Origin of the sequence: Roseiconus lacunae (assembly GCF_008312935.1) — a bacterium.
GTDB classification, from domain to species: domain Bacteria; phylum Planctomycetota; class Planctomycetia; order Pirellulales; family Pirellulaceae; genus Stieleria; species Stieleria lacunae.
On the sequence record NZ_VSZO01000001.1, the window covers coordinates 1,046,332 to 1,064,109 of the forward strand.

Annotated in this window: 24 protein-coding genes and 1 other RNA gene; 12 read left to right on the forward strand and 13 right to left on the reverse strand. The window is 57.2% G+C overall.

The window, feature by feature from the left end:
- Window positions 1–3 precede the first annotated feature (3 nt).
- The 9 genes from FYC48_RS03710 to FYC48_RS03750 form a co-directional block, all read right to left on the reverse strand.
- Complete coding sequence (locus FYC48_RS03710) at window positions 4–1,038, reverse strand: hypothetical protein (RefSeq protein WP_149495306.1); 1,035 nt, start codon at window positions 1,036–1,038, stop codon at window positions 4–6.
- A gap of 61 nt (window positions 1,039–1,099) precedes the next feature.
- Entirely contained in the window at window positions 1,100–1,702 is a 603-nt protein-coding gene (locus FYC48_RS03715; RefSeq protein WP_235034052.1) for a hypothetical protein, read from the reverse strand.
- 35 nt (window positions 1,703–1,737) lie between these two features.
- Complete coding sequence (locus FYC48_RS03720; RefSeq protein WP_149495308.1) at window positions 1,738–2,088, reverse strand: DUF2190 family protein; 351 nt, start codon at window positions 2,086–2,088, stop codon at window positions 1,738–1,740.
- 21 nt (window positions 2,089–2,109) lie between these two features.
- Window positions 2,110–2,439 carry a DUF2190 family protein gene (locus FYC48_RS03725; protein WP_149495309.1) on the reverse strand — a complete coding sequence of 110 codons (330 nt, stop codon included), beginning with the start codon at window positions 2,437–2,439 and terminating at the stop codon, window positions 2,110–2,112.
- Between the two features lie 55 nt (window positions 2,440–2,494).
- Window positions 2,495–4,519: a phage major capsid protein gene (locus tag FYC48_RS03730; RefSeq protein ID WP_149495310.1), complete on the reverse strand. Its 2,025-nt coding sequence runs from the start codon at window positions 4,517–4,519 to the stop codon at window positions 2,495–2,497.
- Complete coding sequence (locus FYC48_RS03735) at window positions 4,488–5,981, reverse strand: phage portal protein (RefSeq protein ID WP_149495311.1); 1,494 nt, start codon at window positions 5,979–5,981, stop codon at window positions 4,488–4,490. Before FYC48_RS03735 ends, FYC48_RS03730 begins: the two co-directional genes overlap by 32 nt.
- Window positions 5,982–6,041: 60 nt before the next feature.
- Window positions 6,042–6,239: a hypothetical protein gene (locus FYC48_RS03740; RefSeq protein ID WP_149495312.1), complete on the reverse strand. Its 198-nt coding sequence runs from the start codon at window positions 6,237–6,239 to the stop codon at window positions 6,042–6,044.
- A gap of 154 nt (window positions 6,240–6,393) precedes the next feature.
- Window positions 6,394–6,750, reverse strand: a complete 357-nt coding sequence (locus tag FYC48_RS03745; protein ID WP_149495313.1) for an FKBP-type peptidyl-prolyl cis-trans isomerase — start codon at window positions 6,748–6,750, stop codon at window positions 6,394–6,396.
- A 41-nt stretch (window positions 6,751–6,791) separates the two neighbouring features.
- Window positions 6,792–7,937: a hypothetical protein gene (locus FYC48_RS03750; RefSeq protein ID WP_149495314.1), complete on the reverse strand. Its 1,146-nt coding sequence runs from the start codon at window positions 7,935–7,937 to the stop codon at window positions 6,792–6,794.
- A 150-nt stretch (window positions 7,938–8,087) separates the two neighbouring features.
- Here FYC48_RS03750 and FYC48_RS03755 point away from each other — a divergent pair, with 150 nt between their 5' ends.
- Window positions 8,088–8,387 carry an MTH1187 family thiamine-binding protein gene (locus tag FYC48_RS03755; protein ID WP_149495315.1) on the forward strand — a complete coding sequence of 100 codons (300 nt, stop codon included), beginning with the start codon at window positions 8,088–8,090 and terminating at the stop codon, window positions 8,385–8,387.
- Window positions 8,388–8,399: 12 nt separating this feature from the next.
- Here FYC48_RS03755 and FYC48_RS03760 read toward each other — a convergent pair whose 3' ends face one another.
- Both FYC48_RS03760 and FYC48_RS03765 read right to left on the reverse strand, forming a co-directional pair.
- Complete coding sequence (locus FYC48_RS03760; RefSeq protein ID WP_149495316.1) at window positions 8,400–10,664, reverse strand: terminase gpA endonuclease subunit; 2,265 nt, start codon at window positions 10,662–10,664, stop codon at window positions 8,400–8,402.
- Window positions 10,657–10,863, reverse strand: a complete 207-nt coding sequence (locus FYC48_RS03765) for a hypothetical protein (protein ID WP_149495317.1) — start codon at window positions 10,861–10,863, stop codon at window positions 10,657–10,659. The genes FYC48_RS03760 and FYC48_RS03765 overlap by 8 nt, the downstream gene beginning before the upstream one ends.
- A gap of 249 nt (window positions 10,864–11,112) precedes the next feature.
- Between FYC48_RS03765 and FYC48_RS03770 the strand changes: the two genes are divergently transcribed.
- The 11 genes from FYC48_RS03770 to FYC48_RS03820 all read left to right on the forward strand — a co-directional run bounded on the left by FYC48_RS03770 (window position 11,113) and on the right by FYC48_RS03820 (window position 15,576).
- Entirely contained in the window at window positions 11,113–11,970 is an 858-nt protein-coding gene (locus tag FYC48_RS03770; RefSeq protein WP_160149306.1) for an amidoligase family protein, read from the forward strand.
- A gap of 284 nt (window positions 11,971–12,254) precedes the next feature.
- Window positions 12,255–12,530: a hypothetical protein gene (locus tag FYC48_RS03775; protein ID WP_149495319.1), complete on the forward strand. Its 276-nt coding sequence runs from the start codon at window positions 12,255–12,257 to the stop codon at window positions 12,528–12,530.
- Window positions 12,531–12,602: 72 nt separating this feature from the next.
- Window positions 12,603–12,812, forward strand: a complete 210-nt coding sequence (locus FYC48_RS03780) for a hypothetical protein (protein ID WP_149495320.1) — start codon at window positions 12,603–12,605, stop codon at window positions 12,810–12,812.
- A gap of 153 nt (window positions 12,813–12,965) precedes the next feature.
- Window positions 12,966–13,271: a hypothetical protein gene (locus FYC48_RS03785; RefSeq protein WP_149495321.1), complete on the forward strand. Its 306-nt coding sequence runs from the start codon at window positions 12,966–12,968 to the stop codon at window positions 13,269–13,271.
- A gap of 162 nt (window positions 13,272–13,433) precedes the next feature.
- The gene (locus FYC48_RS03790; RefSeq protein ID WP_149495322.1) at window positions 13,434–13,676 is read left to right on the forward strand and encodes a hypothetical protein; all 243 of its coding nucleotides are present in this window, start codon (window positions 13,434–13,436) and stop codon (window positions 13,674–13,676) included.
- A 6-nt stretch (window positions 13,677–13,682) separates the two neighbouring features.
- Window positions 13,683–13,767, forward strand: an RNA gene (locus tag FYC48_RS03795) — hammerhead ribozyme type II.
- Window positions 13,768–13,796: 29 nt separating this feature from the next.
- Window positions 13,797–14,282 carry a winged helix-turn-helix domain-containing protein gene (locus FYC48_RS03800; protein WP_149495323.1) on the forward strand — a complete coding sequence of 162 codons (486 nt, stop codon included), beginning with the start codon at window positions 13,797–13,799 and terminating at the stop codon, window positions 14,280–14,282.
- 12 nt (window positions 14,283–14,294) lie between these two features.
- Entirely contained in the window at window positions 14,295–14,525 is a 231-nt protein-coding gene (locus tag FYC48_RS03805) for a hypothetical protein (RefSeq protein WP_149495324.1), read from the forward strand.
- A gap of 263 nt (window positions 14,526–14,788) precedes the next feature.
- Window positions 14,789–15,022 (forward strand): hypothetical protein, encoded by a 234-nt coding sequence (locus FYC48_RS03810; protein ID WP_149495325.1) that lies wholly within the window; start codon window positions 14,789–14,791, stop codon window positions 15,020–15,022.
- Entirely contained in the window at window positions 15,022–15,252 is a 231-nt protein-coding gene (locus FYC48_RS03815; protein WP_149495326.1) for a DUF4314 domain-containing protein, read from the forward strand. Before FYC48_RS03810 ends, FYC48_RS03815 begins: the two co-directional genes overlap by 1 nt.
- Window positions 15,253–15,255: 3 nt before the next feature.
- Window positions 15,256–15,576, forward strand: coding sequence for a hypothetical protein (locus tag FYC48_RS03820; protein WP_149495327.1), 321 nt, complete (start codon window positions 15,256–15,258; stop codon window positions 15,574–15,576).
- Window positions 15,577–15,585: 9 nt separating this feature from the next.
- Here FYC48_RS03820 and FYC48_RS03825 read toward each other — a convergent pair whose 3' ends face one another.
- A complete protein-coding gene (locus FYC48_RS03825; RefSeq protein WP_149495328.1) occupies window positions 15,586–16,896 on the reverse strand; it encodes a DNA modification methylase in 1,311 nt (436 codons plus the stop codon).
- Between the two features lie 107 nt (window positions 16,897–17,003).
- Window positions 17,004–17,591 (reverse strand): ankyrin repeat domain-containing protein, encoded by a 588-nt coding sequence (locus FYC48_RS03830; RefSeq protein WP_149495329.1) that lies wholly within the window; start codon window positions 17,589–17,591, stop codon window positions 17,004–17,006.
- Window positions 17,592–17,778: the final 187 nt, after the last annotated feature.

The window sequence follows — 17,778 nt, forward strand, 5'->3', positions numbered from 1 at the left end:
GCCTTACATGCCTCGCTTGATGAGAATGAATCCGAGCAGAATGATCGCGACGACAATCAACGCGAGCGTCGCCAGTTCGCCGGCACCGGCCCAGATGAATGCGTTGCGTCCTCCGGAATCGCGGTCAAAGAGTGGTTCGCGATCGCGGTCTCGATCACGATCGAACGGCCGCCACGTTGGTTCGGCCGGTTCGATCGGACAGTACCCGTCGGGACAGTCTTCGGGAGAGAGTTGAAGCGTCGGTGAAATCGCCGAATCCCAAGAGTAGCCACGTGACTTCAGAGCACCGGCCTTCTGAGCTTGGCGAGTTTGCTGATAGAGCTCGTAACCGTGTCGCAGGTCATCGAACAGTTCTACCGGAGTCGACGGCAACATCGTGTAGCCGGCGGCATGGACGTGACCACCACTCGAGTCCTGGAAGAGCACGACAGGGAACTGGCTGGCCGGAACAATGTCCGCATAGCGAGTCTTGTAGAGGGCGTTGCTTTCGGTGTAGACCTGGAACTCGCAACTTTGCCGGAGCTTCGCGAGCTTGGCGTCCTCGTTAAACCAGTCCAGCAGTTGCTGACTCTTCGCGTCGTTGCCGACGAACAAGGCAATCTGGTATCGCTTCGTCGCAGGTTCTGGGGCTGTGTTACCGGCGGAGTTCGTTGGCGTGACGATGATCGGAGCAGGAACCGTCGGAGCGGGCATGGTTGCTGGGGTTGGCGTCGCCGGGCGGACAACTGGCGTGGCCGGGACCACGCGATACGGTCGCAGTGTCGGCCGCACGACTGGCGGACAAGGCGGCGGGCAGTAACCAGATTGCTGCTTGAGTTCCCCTTGTGCGTCGAGGTTCACCTGAGCAGGTTCGGGCAGTTTTTCAATCTGCCGTCCAACCGGTGGAGTTGGTCTCGCCGCGGGAAGTCGCCAGTCATCATTGGTTTGCGGCCGAGGTGCTCGGTGCAATGCCGTGAAGACTGCGCCCAGCAAGACAGCATGCAGGACCGCCACGACGATCAGGCCAACGCTCAGCCGGATCCGAATTTCATCCTTCATTTTTCACGTTGCTCCAAGCAGAAAAAGTGTATTGCCGGTCTTTGGTTGCGCGACGCTCGACTTAATACGCCCCGTCAAGAATCTCGTAACTTCGGTAGGGCAAAGAACTGGCGGGGTCTTCCATGACGGTTAGAGCGAATCCGCCGTATCCGGCCCACAAACGAACGAATTGCTCACGCGGCGTCAGTTCGAACCGGCCGGGATAGTTGTTGTCGAGGATCGCGGCGTACTGCTGACCATTTCGCTCGACCCATCCGACGAAGGTGCAGCAATGCGCGGGCTTCCACCAAAGAATCGCACCACGTCGTGTGGCATTGGCCCAATCGAGGAAGCGTGGATCTGCTTTGACGGTGTAGCTGTAGTCGATGCCGGCCGCATCCAGGCGACTTCGCAATCGCGTGTCCCACTCGCCGTCGCTGTAGGTCGCTCGCCAGCGTTCGCCGAGTTCGTATTCGTTCAACCAACGCAGGTGGTTGACCAGCGACGCGTGCACACAGCTGCCTTGATTCAGCCGGCCCGTCCAATTGCGTTGATGCAACTGGGGCGGCAGGTTGGCGGTGGGCTGTTCCGGGGGAGGCGCCGGCAACAGTCGTACTTGAACATCGCGTTGCGGTAGACAACCGGTGCAGACGATGAGGGCACAAAACAAGACGAGAGATCGCAACTTGACATCCATGCGAATGAGGACCTGATGCAAGATTACTGAAGCAGCCGAACTCGAACGGTCGGTGTGCTCGGCGGTGCATCTTCGACCGAGATTCCGATCAGCGAATGCTCGTACTGGTTCTTGATCACGTGATGGCTGATCTCGGACCAATAAAGAATCGTGCCGGCGGGAATGTTCGTGGTCGGATCTTTAACGAGGCTGAAGACGCCACGAACCGTGATGCTGCCGCGAGCCCCCGCGTAGATGCCGAACTTGGCGACGCCGACCAGCTTATTCAGAACGACCACGTCGCCAGGTGCGATGTCGACATCTGGCACGAATGGAATGGTGTCACCTTCATGAACGAAGGTGGCCCCAGCGGGAACGATGATGGCGTTGCTCACGTGGCTTCATCACTTGGTTGATCACTGACTGAGACGGACGCGGACGAACTCATCGGTCGTGGCTACATCGGCGACGACCTTGCCGAGATATACCGTGTTCGTGTCAATCAGAGTGATGATGCCGTCGTTCGTGGCGTAAACCTTCTGACCGGCCGAGTACTCGTCCTCACTGGCCATGGCTTTTGGGAAATCGAAGACACCTTCAACGGCAATCGAGCCAAGCACGTCCGCCTTGAGGTCGCGTTTCGTGATGCCGACCAAGTCTCCTTGGATGACAATGGAACCAACCTGGACGTCGACATCGGGCGTGAAGTCAACATGTTTGCCGTCGTGAACGAATTGAGCTTGCATGGGAGTCCAAATAAGAAGCTGAGAGATCAAGAATCAGTTGAGACCGCAGTGAGGATTACTCGCCGGCGACCTTCACGGCAGCGCGGTGATCTTGAGAGTTCACACCGAAGTCGATGTAAGAGCGGAAGCCCATGCCCAGGGTGTTCGGCGGCATTTCCACGCGTTCGATGACCGGTGTGCGACGTCCATTGAGGAACACGATCTCAAACGCCGGCAGGACTCGCGGGTTGGCGAACAGGTACCAGGCTGTGCCGGACGCGCCTTGGTAATACGTATCCGAAAGGTGTGGCGTGGAGATGACGCGATATTTGTTACGGTGTGGGTTGTCGACCGGAATCTTGGTCGGCGAACCTTGAGCATCGATCATCAATTGGGCCGAGCCCATCAATAGTTCCGCTTCGGTTTCCAGTTCGACCGGAACCACCAAGTATTCGGGCCGAATGTTGATTGGCTTCTGGTCCTTGGGCTTGCCGCCTGGACCAGCCTTCTGTTTACGGAAGGTCGTCTTGGCAACGGTCAGGCTATCCGGACCGAACTTGGTGTCGGGACCTTGTAGAAAGTTGGCGTTCGCCGAGGAGAAGAATCCCGAGTTCTTCAGCAGCAGCGTGAAGAACAAATCGTCGATCGACTCGGCACCGGAGCGTCCCATTTGGCGTGGGATGTCCATGAAGGCGTTGAGATCATCGTTGATGATGTCATGACGAGTCAGCGTGAGGATCTGACCGTAGGTGTCGGCCTTGTTCGTGAACTTCTGGTCCGACAGTTTTCCGTGTTTCAGCTCGCCGTCGGGAGCAACCTGTTCAAAGCCGCCGGTACCAAGCAGTCGATAGCGTGAAACCTCTTTGAAGTCGGAGACGGTCCCGACACTGCACAGATCAAAAGCGGCGATCGGCGTGTTCTGGTAAGCAGCAAGCAACGTCTTGTTCATGACGTTTTCCATGATGCTCGGCAGGCTCATGGATGAGAAACCAGCGCGGATGGTTTCGGTTCCGTCGCCAAACACACGTGGAACGTCGATGCCTTCGCTGCGAGCACACTCGGCGACGAGTTCCTTCAAGCCAATATGACGGAGCGGGTTGGCGGCTTCGAGTGTTCGTTCGCCATAGCTTGCGAGAAGTGTCTTTTCGTCGATGCCAACCGACAAGCAAGCCGCGGCTTCGAGGACCTCGCGGTTGTATCGCGGCGAGTGTTGCGATTGATCGGGAGCTTTAGGGCGTTCGCTTCGCAACAAGGCAAGTTCCGTTTTCGTGATGGACCAGCCTTGCTCGATCGCGTCGGCTTCGACGGTGGGATGCTTGTCGCCGCAGAGTTTGCGAATGCCGGCGATGCGGCGGGACTCGGCAGCGACCTCGGCACGCATCTGCTCGACAGCCGAAAGCGATTGCGATTGTGGTTTGGCTTTCGGCTTCGTCGTCATGTCGAGACTCGCGTTGACAGGTTCAAGGTCGTCCGTGGTTTCTTCATCGCCTGTTTCCACATCGTCCTCACCGGCTTGGCCGGCGGCGACGCGAGCCTCGGTGTTGTCGTCGGCACCGAGTGCGACGAAAGAGACTTCACCCAGAGTGGATCTGCGGGCGATGTAGAGCGGGCCATTGTGATCACGCCCATTGGCTTTGGCAGTCTTGCCTTCAGGGATGAAGACCACCTTGTCGGCGCTGGCTCCGAGCGACGCCTGCCAAGGGAAACCGTTTTCGCTGGTCGCGATCACTTCTTGGGCCGTCGCGCCGACTCCGGAGATGACACCAGCAACCTCGAGCGATCGTTCGTTGATCTTGATGTCGTCGGTGTGGCCGACGATTGATCCGCGGTCGTGGTCTTTCAGAATCGGTCGCGACTTTCGAGTCACACGCAGACCAGCCAAGTCGACGACAACTGGATAAGGCCAACCGCCCAATCGCATCGCGCCGCCGGTGTAAGCCACCATCGAAAACTTCCGCAGCGCCGGCTTGTCGTCACCTTCGATCGGTGGATCAGCCGCTGCTAGCGTGATCGTCGCGGCGTCATCGCAGACGATACGCAGCGAACCGGGGACGGATTCGGCTTCCGCTTCAAGCGGTTTGGGGTTCAGCGTCTTCGGCATGGTCTTCCGTGACTTCGGGTTCGGATGAAGAATCAGTTTCGGACTCGATCGTCAGACCGAGGTCACGCATCAGGGCGATTTCTTTCGCACGTTGTTTAAGTTCCGTCTCCCAGTCACGCCCCTGCCGCGCAAATTCGATAGCCAGAGTTGTCGTATGACTGGCGAGACGGATCTTCTGGGCATTGGCTTCCTTGGCGGGATCGACATGTTCATGTCCGTCCCAGAACCATTGGTGCTCGAACGTGGAGTCGAGCGTGCGAAGCGAATTGGGCAGATAGCCCTCGATGAGAATGGCTTCGCGAAGCCAAGCGTGCAGGATGCGGTCGAGCACCACGCGGGCGAGTTGTGATTGCTCGACGCGAATCGATTTAAAGTAGGTCTGGTGGTCGAGCCGCCCACTGGCGTAGTTGTATCCCGACGAATTCCCAGCGGCGACATTGAACGGCATGTTCAAGCAACGAGCGATCTCGTTGAGGATCTCTTTCTTGAACTCCGCGTACGTGGTCGATGGCTGCTCACTTTTCATTTGAGCCATCTTCCATCCGCCGGGCATCGTCAGCAGCATGCGTTTTTCGAGTTCAATCGGCTCGAATGGTTCCGCCGCATCCGCTTCGCCATTCGCCGGCGCATCGGTGTAGAGAATGCCCGCGAATTCAGCTGCAGTTTCCGCAGCGGCAAGGACCGCAAGCGTGAATCGCCTCAGTTGTGCAAAGAGCGGTAAGGCCGGCGTGATGTCTGGGATGCCGCGAATCTGTCCGGGGCGATCACAGCGAAAGTAGTGGACGACGTCGGCGGCCGGCACCGTGTCGTATTCATCATCAAGGACAAAGAAGCCATTGCCTGGATGGTTCTTCAAGACGTCGTATGCGACCGGATTACCATCAGCATCGAACTGGATCCCATCGAGGTAGCGACGTGTGTCGGGTGCGAGTGTCGGCGAAGCAATCTGATCGGCTTCGATCAGACGTAGATCCAGATTCACCGGAGTCTCTAGGCGCTCGTTGCTAGTGAGTAAGCCAAAAGATTCACCATCCGCGACCCGAGCCAATCGCATCGTTCGCAGCTTTTCCGCTAAACCAACCGCTTCACACCAAGCAATGAACTCCGTTTCAACAAATCGATTTGCCGTATCATCCGCCGTGAGCATCTGCAGCCGCGGTCCGGTCCCGACGACATCGTTGGCAAGCGTCAGCGTGATACCGCGAGCGTAACTGTTATTCGCGACCTCGTACCGCGATCGATTGCGAAGTGTTCGTCGGACATCGGGGCTGTTGGCCGCGGAGGCTGACAGCCCATCGGCTCGCGACCAGTGTTTGATATTGTCGAGTGTTGTGTTCGCCGCGTCGTACTTGGCACGCAGGCGAGAGAAGAAGGGCTGCCGGGGCGAGCGTCCAGAGGCGACGGAGCGATGAAATCTCCCGCCACGCAATTGCTCGATGATCCCTGACAAACGTTTCAGCATCCGTGCTGTTTCCTGTTGCCGTCCCCGGCAGCCCTTGTGGATTGGAGAGCGAAAGAAAGATCAGCCCGCCGCCGGCGGCACGATCTTGTTGAAGCGAAGCCCGCGATGCGGCTTGGCCACTGCATTTTTGCCGGCGAGATGTTTGTCAGCCGCAATCTGATCGGTCAGCTTGTGCTGTTCCACCGACCCAGCATCACCCGACGCCTTCGCCGGCCCTTTGGCGTTCTCGCGGATTTCATCTTCGAGGTGTTCAGCCATCAAACGATCTAGAGGAGGAGTCGATGTTTCCCGTTACCTCTAGACCTTCCAACTTTCGAAGTCAAAAGTCGAAACGGGTGAGTATTTTTTTGAGAAATGCTCGCCGACCATTCCGCTACCACTTGTCGGCGATGCTTTTGGAACGGCCCATTGGTCAGCCCGATTTCTCGCAACGCAGCAGTTCGATGCGTATACACAAGACGGCGTTCGAAGGAATTTTTCCGGGAACACCTGCAGCACCGTAGCAAAGATGCGGACCAGCTTTCAGTTCGCAAAGCCCGCCGACGTGCATTCCTTCCACGGCGTAGTCCACAGCGGCGATGACTTGCCGTTTGCCAACCACAAAAGCATATTCATCAAACGTTGCAACGACGTCTCCACGATTGAGCCGGATCTCCAGTCGGATCACTACTGAATCGCCGCGTGACGCAACAGCCCCAGAGCCGACAACCTCCGTGTCGACCTTCAATCCACCTCTGAGTTTGCTGCGTGGCGTATCGTTTGAGTCCATTGGTCAGAGTTCCGTTCGATCACGGACTTGTATTCGATCGATTAATCAATCCACTTGATCCGGCATTCCGCATTCTCGACGAGTGCGAGCTTTGCATGCAGATCTTCGGCAAGTGCCTCGACGACTGTTGGGTCTACATTCCCTTCAATCGTCACCGTGACGTGATCCATATCGTCGACGTAGCGCACTTGCACGCCCTCCACATCGATTCTCTTCGTCCGCCAATCTTCGTCGCATTCGTCTTTGGGATCCAACGACGTGTGCGCCATTTGCGGTCGGTAAAGGGATTCGTAAGCGTCCATGTTTGGCTCTGCACCGATCTCATCCGCCAAGTCATCCTCTCGGTCGAAACCTGTACCTGGATGATCAAGTGCAAACTTCCGCATTTCATAGCTCCACAGATGCAGGCTCGCTTGATCGCAACGAGCAACTTGAAACCGAGTCCATTTTCGGATCGTCAATCGAGTCCAAGAGAAATCAGCCAACGACAATGACCAGTCATCGATATTCTCTAGGAAGCCATCTTCGGTCAACAAGTCTCCGCCAGACACCACGATTGCTGACGCATCTTCGTTCAATTGTGCATTGTGTTTGCTGATCCATCCTGGAGGGTTGCCCGTGGTGGATATCTCCTCAATCGCAAGCGTGTCGGTATTGAGGGAGTAGACCTGGGTTCGTCCCACCTCGCGATCGTCTGGATAGCCGATACTTCCGATGAGCAAAATCTCTTTTCCACCGTTGATAGCGGTCGCCGTGTGAAAGTCAGTCGGGCGGAAAGCTTCTTCAGGATAGCCGAGGATCTGTACGGCACCGTCCCCGTGCTCGATGATGACATCGTTGTAGATGAAGAAATCTGGATCGTAGTAGTCCTCGTGCTCTCCGGCGATCCAAAACACTCGACCGTCGGCGAGTTCGGTCCGCGATTGCCCCATTCGACATCCAGCCCAGCGAGGTTCATCCGGAAAATCGACGCTGCCGAGTATTTTTCCCAACCGTGATTTGAAACGTTCGCTTGCGTGGTACGGATCGACACGACCTCGAAACAACCAACTCCAGACGGGATTGGTCATATTCTCGGCTACAATGGAACCCCGTCGAGCTTTTTGCCACTTGCGAAACAGCTTGGGCGTCACTTCGGGGCCGGGTTCCCGGTCATCTTCTTTGATCTCTTCGTCGTCTGACGTCATCGCAACTCCTCCATCAATTGGTCAAACCGTCACGACACGAAATTGAAAGGCAAAGTTCGCGACCGTTTCGGACGACCGGTCGCCGCCGAAGTCAGGAGTAGTTTAGCGGAGCAACATCGCATCATCCAAACCAACATCGGGTCAGCAAGAATGAAAGTCATTGTCGATTTATGCGTTGTTCCCATGGGAGTTGGCGTTTCCGTGAGCAAGTACGTCGCTGAATGCCAAAAGGTGCTTCAGGAAGCAGAACTGGAACACCAACTTCATGCCTACGGAACCAACATCGAAGGCGATTGGGATGATGTATTCGCCGCGATCAAGAGTTGCCACGAACGCGTTCACGCGATGGGCGCCCCGCGAATCACGACCAGCATCAAAGTCGGCACACGCACGGATCGCGAGCAATCGATGCAGGAAAAGGTCCAAAGTGTCGCGGCAGTAAGCAAATAGTCCCTTCTTTGACTAGCTCCTTTTCTTTCGTTGCATTTCTCGAAAGCTAATGCGTTCCCGTTTGGGCTGGACAGCTAGGTCTGTACCAAACAATAACGCACCCTGCATCGAAGCACCGACAGCACATCCCACCAAACAGTCGAGCCAGTGGTTGTCGGGCTGCTCGGGGCGGGCTTTCCATTCGTCGACGGTTCGGCCGCGGCCCTCGGTGCGGACGTAGTACTCGGCGGTGACCTGCTCGGCGAACATGCGGTGTTGGTCGGGACGATCGCCGAAGATGGACAGGCAGCCTCGGTCGCCCATTGCGACGGCAAGCCTCGCATGGGTGAAAGATTTCCACCAATTCGTGTCGTAGATCACGTGGCGGATCGCCCGTTTGCCATGAATGGTTGGCACTCGCCAGTTGAGTCCGACGCGATCGCCTGGTCGGCGTTTGTATTCGCTGAAGGGGTTGGACGAGGCGCCGACGAATCGACCGTGCGACGGTAGCAGGTTCGAGGCGTGGTGGCTTTGCCGGCAGAACTGGTAGACGACGTTGGTCGAGTGGCCCCAGTTGGCGTCGATCAGACATCGGCCGATCTTCATTGCAGCGCCATCGTCGCGTTGCCACTCGCGACCAAGTAACTCGTTCGTCAATGATTCAAGGCCAGCGTAGATGCTACCTTCGAGTCCGGTGCCCTCCGCCGCCGTAGCCAATGTGTACCGCGCGTCGCGTAGCGTGAAGTAGGTTCGCTGCTGATCGGGGTAGGTTCCATAGTCCACAACGTAGCCAGTGAAATCGTCTTCCCAGGCGGCGACTACGTAGAAGAGCAACTTGCCTTGGACGTCGATGAATGCTGTGAGATGGTTTCCGGATATCGGGATCCGGCGTTGAGGCAGGTTGTTGATTTTCGCAGCGACTTGATCGGCGGTCAGTTGATCGGCACCGACCGTTTCTTCCGGCAGTGGTTCGTTTTGGTACTCGGCGAAGAATGCTGCTTCGTCTTGAAGCTTTAGGTTCATCGCGTGTTGGATCGCGGATAGTTCGTCGTGATTAAAGCGTTCTTTCCACGATACATCAGCGCCGGCATCCATCTCCTGACGGTTTTGGCGATAGAACTCGGTGCCGGCCGCTCCACCATCACCGGCCCGTAAGCCTTCAGCGCGAATCTCGGCGTAGCGTTGCCAGAGCGTTTCGTTGGCCGGAAACGCGTTCACCATACGAGTCCGCTCGCCGTTCCATTCCGGGTGCAGGTCGCGGTTGAGAATGTTGTCGGCCATGTCGCCAGGACGAATGACTGTGCATGGCATGATGCCTGAGATCTTCTTGCCGGGGCCGGCGAGCCCGAGGACCGCACCGGCGAGGATCGCTTCGCGGTTGGCGCACTGCGATAGCGAACGAGCGGACTCGTCGGTCTGCGGATCATCAAGGACGACTAACGACGGTCGGACCGTTTTGCCATCGGGGCGTTTGAACTTCATACCGCGAATGCGACCGGTGAGACCGGCAACCTTGATAATTGCGCCACTGGCTTTGCTGCCGGCGATGGTTGGCAGGACGATTTCTTTGGCAGTCCACCCGATCTGTGTTCGCTTGCCTTCGAACAGCTGCCCGTTCGCTCGGTTGGCAATTCCGTCGAGGGCTTGGATCGGAAAGCAAACTTCCGGGTAGTCGGCGGCAAGCAGATCGTTGCTATCAAGTTCGGTCTTGATCGAGTCGAGCATGTCGCAGGCGTGGCCTTCGTCGCTGCCGATCAAACAAACGAAGTCCCGATACCCGTTCAGCACCGCCCAGATGCAAGCGACTTCGGCGAGCGAACTTTTACCGGAGCCACGAGCCATGGCGAGCGAGAAGAGGCCGCCACGGATAACGGCTTCTTCGATCTTGTTGATTACCTTCAAGTGGTCCGGCGACCATTCGAGATGAAACGTCAACCGGAAGTACGCTTCACAGAACGCTCGGAATGAACCGGCAGCGGCAGCTTTGCGTTCAGCATCCTCGACCGCCGGCAATTCTCCGATATCGCGACCGGCCAGTGCGATGGCGGCATTTCGTGCGCGGGCACTCTCTTTGAGCTTGGCGTACGGATCTACATCGGAAACCGGTTTTGGTGCATGCCGTTTCTCATTGAGCCAATCGGCGTACGCCAAGAGATCAACGTGCCGACCGTCTCCGATGCGGTTACCCGCTTCGACTCGGTGCCGATGCAATTGCCGTTCATTGATGACGGTACCGAGCGGCGTTGAGTTGAGTAGCCGGCAACACTCGCTCGGTTTCAGTTTGCGTGGGTCATTCACCACGACCGGCCTCCTTCAACATCCATGCGGTGTAAGTCAACAGGTTCAAGCGGCCGGCACCGCTGGTCGGCACGCCGTCCTCGATGTCCGCTTCAATTTCGGCAACGGGAACCTTTCGCCGACGCAACTTGGAGAACAACGCGGCCGTTTGTTCGGCGGTCATCGCATTCGGGTTCAGCTCTTTGTTACTGCCTTCCATGGCGGGCTCCGTGGATGAGGTTGCGACTGCGCCAACACGTCGGCGACTGTCGCGAGCATGTGCATGTTTGCGGTCCGCGGCCGCATGTTTTTGGCGGCGATGTGGGGCCAAAACCGGCCGCCTGTGGGCGTGAAAAGAAAGCTGCAGATTACTGGAACATTACTTTCGAACTTCGCTTGAGGTGTCTCAAAACGCATGGCTCATGTGTGTCAACGCAAAACGAATTCCACGCTTTTCGGAGACACAAACATGCACGCCAACGACATCGCCTTCGGTATCGAAATCGAAACCCACATGCCCGGACACGACCACACGCCGATTGGCGGCTACCACAACGGCCTTCCGGTTTCCTGGCTACCCGCGGGTTGGAAGGCGGAACGCGACGGCAGCATCCGCACGCCGGCCGGCCGCAAACCTTGCGAGTTTGTTTCACCGGTCCTTCACGGACGCGAGGGTCTGCAAAACGTCGAGACCGCGGTCGACGCGATCAAAGAACGCGGCGCCCGGGTCAACGAATCTTGCGGGCTGCACATCACCATTTCTTGGAACGGCGACGCGGCGGCCTTGGCCCGACTGATTTCCTTGATCGCCAACCACGAAAAGGCCATCTACGCATCGACCGGAACGCGACGCCGGGAACGAAACCGATGGGCGAAGCAAATCAAAACCTACGGCAACAAGGACGCGGCGAAGACACGCTGCGAACGAGACCGCTACCATCTCTTGAACCTGACGCACCTGGCTCGCGGGCGACAACGGATTGAGATCCGGGCCTTCGCCGGAACGCTTAACAAAACCAAATTGATCGGCTACATCCAAATGATCCTGGGCTTGGCCGAACTCGCGATGAACCAAAAACGATGTGCGGGCTGGGACTACGCGAAGAAGCCGGGAACGAAATCTTGCTGGGACCGACCGGACGCCGGCCACGGGGAAACGGAACTGAACCGGCTCTTCTACCGGCTGGGTTGGACAAAGGGTTGGTACAAGGGCGAGCTTCGCAACAAACGATTCGGCGAACTGACCACCGGCGAAAACGGATGCGACTTTCGCCCGGTCAAAAAGAAGCTTCTCCAGCTGGCCCGCAAATACGACCAGGCAATTTGATCACCTCCGCTTTGAATCTTTAAACGCCTCGCTACAGAGCGTGGCGTTTCGCCGTTTTGTGGCGCACACGTTGGCCTCGGTGGCCATGTTTTGGAAGGTCCAAAGGTAGACGCGGCTTTTGCCATGCTGCGACACGCGGCGAATGTGGGCGACACGGGCGGCATCAATAAACCTGCGAAAACCCTGCGAATTACTGCCTGGATTCGCTTGCTGCGTTTGGAAACGCATGGCTCATGTGTGTCATCGGAAGACGGTTTTTCATTCACCCAAACGGAGAAACAAACATGACCCTTGGCGAACTGATCGGCTTGCTTGAGGAGTACCGCGACGAGCACGGCGAAGATTGCGAAGTGCGGTTGATGACGCAACAGAACTGGCCCTTTGAAAACCGCATCGCGGGAATCACCAGCGGCGCGGAAATGAACGAAGCGGAACATGAGGACCCGCACGAATTCGCGGACGACCAAGACGTCGCAGAAGACGCGATGGTTTACATCGTCGAAGGCGGACAGATCTGCTACGGCAGCAAGCGGGCATGGGAAACCTGCCGCGATTGCTAAACGCGAACCAGCATGCCGGCGGCGAAAAAGATCGCCGCCGGCCTTTCTATTCAACAACACAGGAATAAACCAATGACGAACCGAGACAAAATGGAAGACGCCTATGCGGCCGCGCACATTCGAGTTTTGACCTTGCTTGAGGATCTGCACGAAACCGTCGAGGACATGCCCGCACCGGGCAACGACCAGTTCCCGATCGATTGGGGGCATGTCGGATCCTTAAACCATCTTTGTGAACAATTGGCGGAGTTGAAAAAGCACTTCGCCACGGGCGAGAACTGATCGCCCAACGGTTACTTGCCCACACGCCGCGACGTTCGCAACCTGTCGCGGCGTTTTCTTGTTTGCGGGTGCTTTGCCGCATGCCCATGGAACGGCGTCTCGGCCGAACGTCGCCGGCCAACCCAAAACTGCAAAAAGAGTGCAGATTCCTCCATGACTTCGCTTGCTGTGTTGGAAAACGCATGGCTCATGTGTGTCACCGAAACGGTTTTCACGCTTCCCGCCTACGGAGACAGACACATGGCCAACGCAACTGCCCGCCCAACTTCCGCAGACCTTCTTTACCTGCACACGCAAACGCTCGAGTTGATTGAAGAGTTGCACGCAGCAGTGAAAGACTTGCCGCTTGCCGCGGCGGTCGACAGCGCCAACTTCGAGCGAGTCTTTTGCGAACTCGATGACCTGCACGACACCATCGACGGGCTGGCCGCCAAACTTCGCCGCAACACGGCAGGCTGAAATCGCCTGAGTAGCGGCATTGTTCGCAGTCTTTGAGGAACATTGCGAAAGACTGCGAATTGTTGCCGGACTTCGCTTGCTGTGCTGCGAAACACATGGCTCATGTGTGTTAACGCCGACGGGGAGAACCAAGAACCACGACCTTCTACCGGACACAAAACCATGGCCAAAGAAAACAAGACCGCCGACCTTCGCACCGCAATGCAACAACTCGACCCGGCGACCTACCAAGAGATTCGGGAAAGCTACTACCGCATTGCCGTCAACCTCAAACCGCTGGCCGACGCTTTGGAGAAGGCCGACGCCGACCAAGGCGGCCACGCCGGACCGCTGCTCGACGAGCATTTTCTTTTCCTGCAAATGTACGACCTGCTTCGCAAGAGCAACCTTGGCGGGGTCGTGTGAACCGAAAGCCGAAACGCCGGCCCCTTTCCTCGAACGAATCGGGCCGGCGTCGTCGCGGGCGGTTCCCGCGGCCTGACGATGGCAGCCAACCATACGAACTCAAGCATTGGAGACAGATGAATGAAGAAGGCAGACGTAAAAATCGGTGGTGAGTACTACGCGACGGTCACAAACAAGAAGGTCGTTGTCCGTATCGACGCGGAAAACACCTCGGGCGGTTGGGACGCAACCAACCTTTCGACAAACAAGAAGGTCCGCATCAAAACGGCCGGTCGGTTGCAAGGACCGGCACGGACGGCGGAGTCGACTGCGAAGCCCGCCACGCGAGTAAAGAAGCGAGTCGCCAAGAAGAAGTCCGACACCAGCACCGGCGACGAGAAAAAGCTTTCCTGCGCGAAAGCCGCCTTGCAGGTTTTGGAATCCGCCGGCGAACCCATGAACACGCAGGAAATGATCGCCGCGATGGTTGACCAGAACCTTTGGGAAAGCCCCGGCGGAAAGACTCCGCACGCGACGTTGTACTCGGCAATCCTTCGCGACTTGGCCAAGGGCGACGAAAGCCGGTTCGTGAAGACGGAACGCGGCCGGTTCACGGTTCGCACATAGGAGGCCGGCGAAATGTTTATCGGAGACGTTCGACAAATCGAGGACCTTGCGGAAGGGGAAACGGCAACGCCGGAACCCGACATGGGATACGAACTGCGGACCGCCATTGGCGACCGCTTTGAACACGGTACAGTGGAACACCTGGTTCGACGCGGCGACATGATCATCGCGAGAACAACCGCCGGCGAAGAGTTCTCGGTTGTGGGCCGAAACGCGCACGTCTTGGTTCCCCTCTCTTTGTAGCTTCGACACTTTCTTCCCCCGGCGAACGCTTCGCCACACACGCCCGACGTTGGCCACGGTCGGGCGTTTTGCCGTGCGTCGGCTACTTGGCCGCATCACTCCACAAGGCCACACGCGGCAACGACGGCCGCGCTTTGTCGAAGCCGAAAAACAAAGCGAATCTTTCAGCATGCTTTGCAAAGTTCGCTTGCTGTGTTGGCGAACGCATGGCTCATGTGTGTTAACGCGAACGCCGCTTCTTTCCACGAACACGGAGAACCCGAATGAGCAAAGTTCAAACCCTAAATCCTCGGCCGATCGAGCCGGCCCCGGCCTATGAGAACGGACACCAAATCGCTCGCGACTTGTTACAGCACATCGAGCTGCAACTGGACCGCATGATGCGGCCGGATAGCAAAGACCTACGGTGGCAACACGTACGCGCGGTCAACCTCATCAACGCTCAGCTATCGGAGGTCGCAACGCTACTCGACGAAACGAACGGAGTCAGAAACTGATGAAAACCAAATGTGACTTCAAGGCGGGCGACCGAATCCGTTTGCTTTCGATGGACGACCCCGACCCGATCCCCGCCGGCACCATCGGAACGGTTGTCGCCGTGTATCCGCAAAGCGATTGGACGCAAGTCGACGTGAATTGGGAGGGCGACCGTTCACTGATGCTCTCCATTCCGCCAGACCAAGTTCAACGCATCGATGCCTCACCCCAAAACCAATCAGGAGAATAAACCATGTCCACTCGCGCTGTGATCGCCCTAAAACTGCCCGACGAATCTGTCGTCGCAACGTACTTGCACTTCGACGGCTATCCCGGTCACGTGATGCCGATCCTTGAAGGAGGCTACCTCGATCCGGACGAAGCATTGGAGTTGATAGAAGGCGGCGAGTTGCGATCACTATCGCCGCGGCCAGCCCAGCCCGAGTACTTTGCAACCAGCCGGCCAACTGAAGTGCTACGTTCTGCCGACGAGTTGCTGCGTCTGGCTCGGTATCTGAACGCCGAGCACATTTACTTCTATGGTGATGAACGTTGGACCCATCAAAAACTCTGATGCCGCCGCTCATCGCATATTCTCCTCGCGAGCGCCGACGGGAATCGGTGCCTCGCCGGTCCGCTCAAGCACCGCGGCTTTGCCGGTAAACCGCTGGTAGCGATCCACGATCACGTCGCAGTACGGCGGATCGAGTTCCATCAAGAAAGCTTTGCGGCCGGTCTGCTCGGCACCGATTAACGTCGAACCGCTGCCGCCAAAGAGATCGAGGACGTTGTCGCCGCGCCGCGATGAATACTGCATCGCCATCACCGCGAGCTCGGCCGGTTTGCCGGTGAGGTGTTCCAACTGCTGCGGCGGAATCTTCTTGACGTGCCACAGATCTGTCGCGTTGTTCGGTCCGAAGAATTTGTGACCGGCACCCTCCTTCCAGCCGTAGAACGCCCATTCGTGCGCGCCCATGAAGTCTTTGCGCGTCATCACTGGGTGCATCTTGTCCCAGATGATGGCCTGCGAGAAATACAAGCCGGCCTTGGCCAACACGGGCGGATAATTCGCGATGTTCGAAAAGCCTCCCCAGATGTAGAAGCTTCGGCCGGGTTCGAGAACGCGAGCGATGTTGCCGAACCAGGCTTCGAGCAAGCGATTGAATTCCTCGTCCGAAACAAAATCGTTTGCAAGTGGCCGATCCTTGGCTCGCATCTTCTTCGGACCGTCTTTCGATTTCCCTTTGCCGGCCTCAAAAGAACTGTTGCCTGCGGCGATCGCGTTCTTGCTACGTGGTTCAACCTTCACGTTGTACGGGGGATCCGTATTGCACAATTGGATCTTCGCACCGTTCAATAGCCGATCGAGGTCTTCCACGCTGGTCGAGTCGCCGCACAGTAGTCGGTGGTCTCCGAGGATCCAGAGGTCGCCGGGTTGCGTAACTGGGGCGTCGGGAGGTTCTGGGATGTCGTTGGGATCGGTGAGCCCCGGTTCAACGCCTGGATCGAGCAGCTTGGCCAGTTCGTCGCTGTTGAAACCGAGCAGTTCACAATCGAATCCAACATGCTGAAGCTCGCCGATTTCGAGCGGCAGCAGATCGTAGTCCCACTCGGCGTTCTCGCCGGTGCGGTTGTCGGCGATGCGGTAGGCCTTCACCGCCTCAGGCTCAAGGTCCGTTGCGACGTGAACCGGCACCTCGGCAAGGTTCAACTGCTTGGCGGCTTTCCAGCGTGTATGGCCGACGATGATGACACCGTCGGGATCGACGACGATCGGCTGCCGGAAGCCGAACTCGTTGATGGATTGGACGACGGGGGCAACCGCGTCATCATTGATTCGAGGATTCTTCTCGTAAGGCTTGATCCGATCAAGCGACCACATTTCGACCTGCATGTGCAAAAGCCCTTCCAAGGCGAGGAGAGAAACGGAAGGGTTTGGTCGGTGGGTGGTTGTTTAGATGGCTGGTTGGTTTGGAGCCTTGGATTCTCTATCGCTTGCTCCTACTCTTTGCCAAAGAAACGCTTCAATCGTTTCCCGATGCTAGGACGCTCGGGCTGTTCTGGCAAAACGCATCCTTTTGCACGTAGATAGGCTTCGACGTCTGAATGTCCGAACAATTCAGCCATCATCAAAGCATTGATGTTATCCCCATTATGCTCGTTGAAGAAAACTTCATGGAGGTCGGCGCCGTGGTGCTCAAGCAGCTTAACCATCTCAAGTGAGTGGTTCATACGGCTCGTTACACACGTAAGCACATGTCGCTCGTCGGAGCTAATCTTCGCACCATGCTCGAGCAGTAATTGAACCATGTCAGGACGGTCAGACGAAATGGCCGTGCCGAGCGGAGTGCCGAGGTCGCATTTCTCATTTACGTCGCACCCCATCTCGATCAACATGATCGTCATTTCCCGATGACCACTGTCGACGGCGGCGTCCAACCACCCGCCGACGCCCTCGTTGTAGTGAATGAGGTCTCGATCAGATTCAAGCTGCTGCCGTACGAACGAAATGTTGTTGCTCTCAACGGCCTCTGTCATCTTGGTCAAGAATTCTTCGTCGTACTTCGTCATAAACTCGGAGGTGCTCACTCATGATGAATTCGGGCGATTGGATCCGATAAGCTTACCAAAAATCTATTCGGACAAACAAAACAAACTGTGCCCAATAGCGCGGCTGTTCCCGCGGCCCTTGTGAGAAAACGATTCGGCCGGAAGTACCTAAACGACTTCGCCGGCGTCGATTGAGAACTTCTTTCCCTCTTTCATCCCCTGTCGC

Coding starts and splice junctions, on each gene's coding strand:
- FYC48_RS03710 (WP_149495306.1), bottom strand. CDS start 1,038: ATGAAGGATGAAATTCGGATCCGGCTGAGCGTTGGCCTGATCGTCGTG.
- FYC48_RS03725 (WP_149495309.1), bottom strand. CDS start 2,439: ATGCAAGCTCAATTCGTTCACGACGGCAAACATGTTGACTTCACGCCC.
- FYC48_RS03730 (WP_149495310.1), bottom strand. CDS start 4,519: ATGCCGAAGACGCTGAACCCCAAACCGCTTGAAGCGGAAGCCGAATCC.
- FYC48_RS03735 (WP_149495311.1), bottom strand. CDS start 5,981: ATGCTGAAACGTTTGTCAGGGATCATCGAGCAATTGCGTGGCGGGAGA.
- FYC48_RS03740 (WP_149495312.1), bottom strand. CDS start 6,239: ATGGCTGAACACCTCGAAGATGAAATCCGCGAGAACGCCAAAGGGCCG.
- FYC48_RS03745 (WP_149495313.1), bottom strand. CDS start 6,750: ATGGACTCAAACGATACGCCACGCAGCAAACTCAGAGGTGGATTGAAG.
- FYC48_RS03750 (WP_149495314.1), bottom strand. CDS start 7,937: ATGACGTCAGACGACGAAGAGATCAAAGAAGATGACCGGGAACCCGGC.
- FYC48_RS03755 (WP_149495315.1), top strand. CDS start 8,088: ATGAAAGTCATTGTCGATTTATGCGTTGTTCCCATGGGAGTTGGCGTT.
- FYC48_RS03765 (WP_149495317.1), bottom strand. CDS start 10,863: ATGGAAGGCAGTAACAAAGAGCTGAACCCGAATGCGATGACCGCCGAA.
- FYC48_RS03770 (WP_160149306.1), top strand. CDS start 11,113: ATGCACGCCAACGACATCGCCTTCGGTATCGAAATCGAAACCCACATG.
- FYC48_RS03775 (WP_149495319.1), top strand. CDS start 12,255: ATGACCCTTGGCGAACTGATCGGCTTGCTTGAGGAGTACCGCGACGAG.
- FYC48_RS03780 (WP_149495320.1), top strand. CDS start 12,603: ATGACGAACCGAGACAAAATGGAAGACGCCTATGCGGCCGCGCACATT.
- FYC48_RS03785 (WP_149495321.1), top strand. CDS start 12,966: ATGACTTCGCTTGCTGTGTTGGAAAACGCATGGCTCATGTGTGTCACC.
- FYC48_RS03790 (WP_149495322.1), top strand. CDS start 13,434: ATGGCCAAAGAAAACAAGACCGCCGACCTTCGCACCGCAATGCAACAA.
- FYC48_RS03800 (WP_149495323.1), top strand. CDS start 13,797: ATGAAGAAGGCAGACGTAAAAATCGGTGGTGAGTACTACGCGACGGTC.
- FYC48_RS03805 (WP_149495324.1), top strand. CDS start 14,295: ATGTTTATCGGAGACGTTCGACAAATCGAGGACCTTGCGGAAGGGGAA.
- FYC48_RS03810 (WP_149495325.1), top strand. CDS start 14,789: ATGAGCAAAGTTCAAACCCTAAATCCTCGGCCGATCGAGCCGGCCCCG.
- FYC48_RS03815 (WP_149495326.1), top strand. CDS start 15,022: ATGAAAACCAAATGTGACTTCAAGGCGGGCGACCGAATCCGTTTGCTT.
- FYC48_RS03820 (WP_149495327.1), top strand. CDS start 15,256: ATGTCCACTCGCGCTGTGATCGCCCTAAAACTGCCCGACGAATCTGTC.
- FYC48_RS03825 (WP_149495328.1), bottom strand. CDS start 16,896: ATGCAGGTCGAAATGTGGTCGCTTGATCGGATCAAGCCTTACGAGAAG.